This window comes from Syntrophomonas sp., from assembly GCF_028707975.1.
In the GTDB taxonomy this organism is placed as follows: domain Bacteria; phylum Bacillota; class Syntrophomonadia; order Syntrophomonadales; family Syntrophomonadaceae; genus Syntrophomonas.
Genome location: NZ_JAQVZX010000100.1, coordinates 1 through 6,072 on the forward strand (window position 1 = coordinate 1; position 6,072 = coordinate 6,072).

Consider the following 6,072-nt stretch of genomic DNA (forward strand, 5'->3'; position numbering starts at 1 on the left):
CTGGCTCTGGCATATTTCCCCGGGCACCAACTTCATTACCGCCTTCTTCTGCGGCTTGGCCGGTATGCTAATTTTCGCCCTCTGGGGCAAGGATTTGAAGTCCGAAGTACAACAGGTTTAATTTTTCAGTTTTTCACTTAACCCCCCAAGCCCGCAACTTCAATAGCAACATCCGCAGGCTGGAGCAGCCTGATTAAACAGGCAGAAAAAATCACCGCCCGGCTAGTCTCCTTATTAGATACTAGCCGGGCAGCCACAAATTCCCCCGACTCTTTTCACTTTGTCCTGGCTCTACAGTGTCCCTGGATTTACAGCAACTTCGCCAGCAGTTCTGCCAGTTGGCGATGGCCTATTTCTTCTAAATCATAGCGCACTCTTACGGCCGGCTTATCTATGGACATGACCCGGCGCAGGTCAATAGGGGTTCCGATAACTACTACCTCCGCCGGTGAGTTATTAATGGTCTGTTCCAATTCTTCAATCTGTGTCTTCCCATAACCCATGGCCGGAAGCAATCGGGACAAATGCCCATACTTGGCAAAGGTTCCTTTGATGCTGCCCACTGCATAGGGACGGGGGTCTATCAATTCGCCCGCGCCCAATTTTTCCGCCGCAATTACCCCAGCACCATAAGCCATCTCCCCGTGAGTCAGGGTGGGGCCATCTTCCACCACCAGAACCTTCTTGCCTTTGACGGACTCGGGGTTTTCCACCGTAATCGGGGAGTTGGCCATGATGATTTTGGCCTGCGGGTTGTTCTTGATTATGGCTTCCTTGACCGCTTCTACCCTGGCGGGGTCGGCAGAATCAATCTTGTTAATAATAGCGATATCGGCCATGCGCAGGTTGGTTTCACCTGGATGGTAACTGGTCTCATGCCCGGGACGGTGGGGATCAACCACCACTATGTGCAAGTCGGAAGCATAAAAAGGAATATCGTTGTTGCCCCCATCCCAAAGAATCACATCCGCCTCTTCCTCCGCCTGGCGCAGAATAACTTCGTAATCTACCCCGGCATAGACCACCATACCATTATCAATGTGGGGTTCAAACTCTTCTCTTTCTTCTATGGTGCATTTGAACTTGTCCAGATCCTCATAACTGGCGAAACGCATGCACAGCTGCTCCTCCAGATTGCCATAGGGCATAGGATGCCTGATAATAGCCACCTTCTTGCCGGTGGCAGTAATAAGTTCCGCCACATACCTGGTGGTCTGGCTTTTCCCGCTGCCAGTCCTCACCGCAGTAACTGCTACTACCTTGCGTTTGGACTTGAGCATGGTCGTTTTAGGACCCATCAAGCGAAAATCCGCCCCTGCAGCCATAACCAGAGATGCCTGGTGCATTACATATTCGTGGGATACATCACTGTAAGCGAAGATTACCTGATCCACATCATATTTCTTTATTAATTCGGGCAGCTCAGCTTCCGCGTAAATGGGTATGCCTTGTGGATACTGTTTGCCGGCCAATCCAGGCGGATACTGCCGTCCTTCTATATCCGGAATCTGTGTAGCCGTAAAGGCTACCACCTCATAGGCCGGGTTATCTCGGAAATAGCTATTGAAATTGTGAAAATCTCTCCCGGCTGCACCCATAATGATTACTCGAATCGCTTTCATTAAAACCCACCTCTCTGGTTTTTCTATAGTAGCCCGGACAGCGATTACCACTCCACTGTAATCAGAAGTAGTAAAACTTAACCCGGATCTGCTCGGTTAGTAGTAAGAAAAGTGAGGAGTGAGGGGTAAGGGGGCAATGTTCCCCCCTACTGCAATTTACTATACGAGCGCCTACTCAATCACTTTTCATCTCGGTACTCAGCATCTTTATATTGGTTCACAGATTATCAGATACGCTGAGTGCTAGGCCACGGGGTTAGTAAGAAAATTTAGGTTTAGACGCAGAAGGACGCTGACCCTCCTTAATAGCGTTCCATGAAGAAAACTTTGTCAACAACCCCGTCCCCCTGTCATACTGTCATATCGTCTTCCGTCTTCCATTTACCCATATCCCAGGAAAATACTTGAATATCCTGGCGCCATTCCCAGCCCTGACTCTGATAAAAACTCGCCGCCAACTGGTTTTCATTGAAAGCGAAAAGATGTATTTTGGGGGCTCCCAGCTTACGCAATTCATGGAGCACCTCTTTAAGCAGCTCCCGGCCATAACCCTGGCCCTGGTAATCCGGATGCACCGCCAGGTGGTAAATATATCCCCGGCGCCCGTCAAAGCCCCCGAGCACGGTCCCCAGCAAACGCTCCCCATCCTTCAGTACCAGACAGGTAGAGGGGTTTCTTTCCATAAATAAGCGCAAGGATTCCTCTTCATCACCACTACCTACTCCCAGCCCGGGTATGCATCTCCATAATTTGAGCATTAAAGGCAAATCTTTTATGCCCGCCTTCTCTATCCGGCAAGGGCCAGTCACCATCTTCTCCCCTTCTCTATTATGCTTAAATATCGCCCGGCTCTCACTGTGCATAAGCATTATTGAAGCAAGTAAATATTTTACTATATGCCGGGTACAGCAGAGCCTATTCTGCTTAGTTTCCGGCATTATTACAACTCATAGCTTTAAACCATTAATTCTTGCAGCAGTTCCGGCGATGGCTTATTCACAATGGTAGCCACCTTCTGACCCTGGTAGCTAAAAACATTATAATCCTGATCGCTAATCTCACCGATTACGGCGGCAATACCATTTTTACTGCGAATTGCCTCCAGTACTTCATCTACATCTTTCGGCTGGACTTGAAGCAACATACGGGCTTGAGTCTCACAAATAAATATCTCTTCCGGAGTAATATTAGCCTCTCTTACCGGGACTTTATCCAATTCCACCCGGGCTCCCAATCCTCCAAAGCGGGCTGATTCACATACCGCCGCGCCAATTCCGGCGGCGCCCAGGTCTGAGCAAGCCTTGATTTTCCCGGTGGCGAAAGCGGCTAAAGTAGCCTCCATAGTGTTTTTCTCCTCCGCAAATAAAGCCAGGGCCGGCTGCATTACCGGCACCAAACCGGCTCTATACAGGGTATCGTTGCCATCGGTACCGGTCTCCCCGATTATGATGATCTTATCACCAGCAGATTTTGCCGGTTTGGTAAGGGGTTTTTCCGTAACTTGCTGGCCAATTACCGCTACTACCACAGCAGGAACTATATCGCTGAATGAGGTGGAAAAACCGCCCCCAACTACAAATACGCCCATGGTTTCACACATTTTGGCCATCCCTTCCAGCATCAGATTAATCCTGTCCTGGCTGCTCATTATTTCACATTGGCCACAGGTGCATTCTCCGGCAAATCCACAGGGGCCAACAATAACTTCTTGTTCCAGAGGACGGGTACCGATGAAATCCAGCAGGAATATAGGCCGGGCTCCCATGGCCACCACATCACGCATAGCCCCTCCGGCTCCGGTAGCAGCAGCGTCATAAGGCCGGGGAACACTGGGGGAACAATGGCTTTCCATTTTCGCAGTAATAAAGCAATCAGTACCAGGAATACGAAATACGGCAGCATCATCATTGGCATCAGGCCCTACCAATAAGGCTCCGGGCCAGATTTGTTCTACTTTTTGATTTAGCTGCTTGAACAGGCCAAAATTAATCGCCTTATCTGTGTTGTGATGCAGGTGTACAAACAAAGCATGCATAAGCGCCTTTTCCACTTTATTCATAAAACAACCTCCTTGTAAGAATAGTCATGGGATTTCTTCATTCACTAAGAGAGTTTTTTCTTTGCCTGAACCTAAGCGGGAGTAGAGGAATTCCTCACTTTTCTCCTTAATTGTATAGTATCCGTTCCTTCCTGATAAGGGCTTTCTCATGTATACTTTTAAAATCTAGCCTGGATTCACCCCTTTCGCCTGCTCGCCTTCGCCGGTGCAACCTTAATAGTGACATCCGAAGGATGGAACATCAGGAGTACCCGCAGGGTGTTGCATCCATGCTTCGCCAACGCTCGCTTTGAATATTTATGCAACCCTTATGCAACAAAAAGGGGTTTTTGTAGTAGAGTCACCTTTCTCTGCGTTTATTTTTCCCCGGAGGGTTAAGGATAATTCCCCACGTTAATACCGCTGTCTGCCAGATACTGAGATACTATTACGGCTTCCTCTCACTTATTTCTTTAGCCATTCCACCACAAAAGATGTATCTGCCCCCGAAGTGCTGGTAGCGTAAATCCTTCCCTGTTGTTGTTCTACGATTGATTTCGCAATAGCCAGTCCTAAACCATAACCCCTGTTTTCCCGGCTCCGGGATTTATCCACCTGGTAAAAGCGTTCGAATATTTTTTGCAGATCTTCAGCCGGAATCCCTTCACCCGTGTTGCTTATCCGCATTTCTATTTTATTTTTGTCACTGGCCAGCCGAACGGTAATGCTCCCGTTGGCCCCGGTATTTTTTATGGCGTTATCAATCAAGATACTGATGACTTTCTTTATGTTCTCCTTCTCCCCATTGAGAAAAACATCTTCCTGAATTTCTTGCTTAAGGCTTATATGCTTTTCATAAAAAATGGCTTCGAAAGCCAGGAGAGTGCTGCTTAAAGTCTGGCTTAAATCAAACCGGGTGAAAAGAGGTTTCGCTTCCATATAATCAATTCGGGCCAGGGCCAGCATATCATCGACCAGGCTAGCCATAGTATCTGTCTGGGAAGAGATATAGTCAATCCACCGGGACTGGCTTTTCACGCTTTCTTCGCTGTTAGCAGTTATCAAGGCCAGATTGGTTTTTATTACAGCCAGCGGGGTTCTGAGCTCGTGGGAAGCATCAGCAATAAATTGCCTTTGTTTTTCAAATGCCTCTTGAATGGGTTGGATGGATTTATCGGCCAAGTAGATGCTGATCAGGAAAAGCAGCAGTAGGCTGATACCACCCACCAGCAGAAAAGTCAGCAAAAGATTCATAAGCATCCGGTGCTGGGGAGTCCGATCCACAAAAACTATCCTGGTTCCGCTGCCAGTATTATGCTTCAGAAAAGCGTAATAGCTCTCCTCAATCCGGATTTTGCCTGACAAGTCCCGATTTTGCACCGCCTGCTCAACTGCCTGGCTAATTACCTGCTGACTCATATTTATGAAGGAAAAACTTTTCACTATATGACCCTTTTCATCCAATTCAGCCACCATACTGCTGGCCAGAACAGGATTATCTGGAAAAGGACGAGGGGGGGCAAACATTATAGTGTTCAAGGCAAACTCCGTTTGTCGTTCTCCGGACACCACGGTTAAGAGATAAATAACGCTGAAGATGACTAAAAAAACCACCGTCAGCAGCGACATATTAATGATAACAAATTTTCTTCTCAGCTTAGCAAACACTGCTTATACCTCCAGCTTGTAACCGATTCCCCTCAAGGTGCTTATAGCCGCTTGGGAGCCTATATGGGCCAGTTTTTTGCGCAGAAAAGAGATATATACTTCAATGTTATTGTAATCAGCCTCAGAATCAAAACCCCAAACCTTTTCGATCAGCTCATCCTTGTTTATTACCCGATTGGGACGATAAACGAAATATTTCATTATATCAAATTCTTTTCGAGTAAGCCTTACACTACTGTTCTTGCCTTCCAGTTCATAAGTCGATAGATTGAGGGTAAAATCAGCCATATCCAGGGTGTCATCCACGATCATTTCGCCTTTACGGCGGCTCAGCGCCCTGATTCGTGCCAGCAATTCTTCCGTTGCAAATGGCTTCACCAGATAGTCATCTGCCCCGCTATCAAGACCCTTCACTTTGTCCTCTAGTTCGCCTTTGGCCGTAAGCAACATAAGCGGGGTGGATATGCCGCTCAAGCGCAATTGCCGCAAGATTTCCAATCCATTCATCCGCGGCAGCATAATATCCAGGATAACAAGATCATATATTCCAGTCAACGCATAGTCGAGCCCGGCTTCTCCATCGCAAACTACATCAACCGCATATCTATTTTTAATAAGCAGCTCACTCAAGGCTTCAGCCAGCTGTCTTTCATCTTCCACCAGCAAAAGTCGCATATTAACCATCATTCCTTTCGCTTTGCGGGCATGCGCGGGCATGGGTGCGCGGGCATGGGGACGGTTCTT

5 protein-coding genes are annotated in these 6,072 nt (G+C 47.7%); all 5 read right to left on the reverse strand.

Going from position 1 to position 6,072, the window contains the following annotated elements; all coding sequences use genetic code 11:
• Positions 1 to 308 precede the first annotated feature (308 nt).
• Positions 309 to 1,622: a cyclic 2,3-diphosphoglycerate synthase gene (locus PHP87_RS10140; RefSeq protein WP_299920977.1), complete on the reverse strand. Its 1,314-nt coding sequence runs from the start codon at positions 1,620 to 1,622 to the stop codon at positions 309 to 311.
• Positions 1,623 to 1,972: 350 nt separating this feature from the next.
• On the reverse strand, positions 1,973 to 2,560 hold the full coding sequence (locus tag PHP87_RS10145; protein WP_299920979.1) for a GNAT family N-acetyltransferase: 588 nt from the start codon (positions 2,558 to 2,560) through the stop codon (positions 1,973 to 1,975).
• A gap of 17 nt (positions 2,561 to 2,577) precedes the next feature.
• Complete coding sequence (locus PHP87_RS10150) at positions 2,578 to 3,681, reverse strand: AIR synthase-related protein (protein WP_299920981.1); 1,104 nt, start codon at positions 3,679 to 3,681, stop codon at positions 2,578 to 2,580.
• A 444-nt stretch (positions 3,682 to 4,125) separates the two neighbouring features.
• On the reverse strand, positions 4,126 to 5,328 hold the full coding sequence (locus tag PHP87_RS10155) for an ATP-binding protein (RefSeq protein ID WP_299920983.1): 1,203 nt from the start codon (positions 5,326 to 5,328) through the stop codon (positions 4,126 to 4,128).
• Between the two features lie 3 nt (positions 5,329 to 5,331).
• Positions 5,332 to 6,003 carry a response regulator transcription factor gene (locus tag PHP87_RS10160; RefSeq protein WP_299920985.1) on the reverse strand — a complete coding sequence of 224 codons (672 nt, stop codon included), beginning with the start codon at positions 6,001 to 6,003 and terminating at the stop codon, positions 5,332 to 5,334.
• Between the last annotated feature and the right edge of the window lie 69 nt (positions 6,004 to 6,072).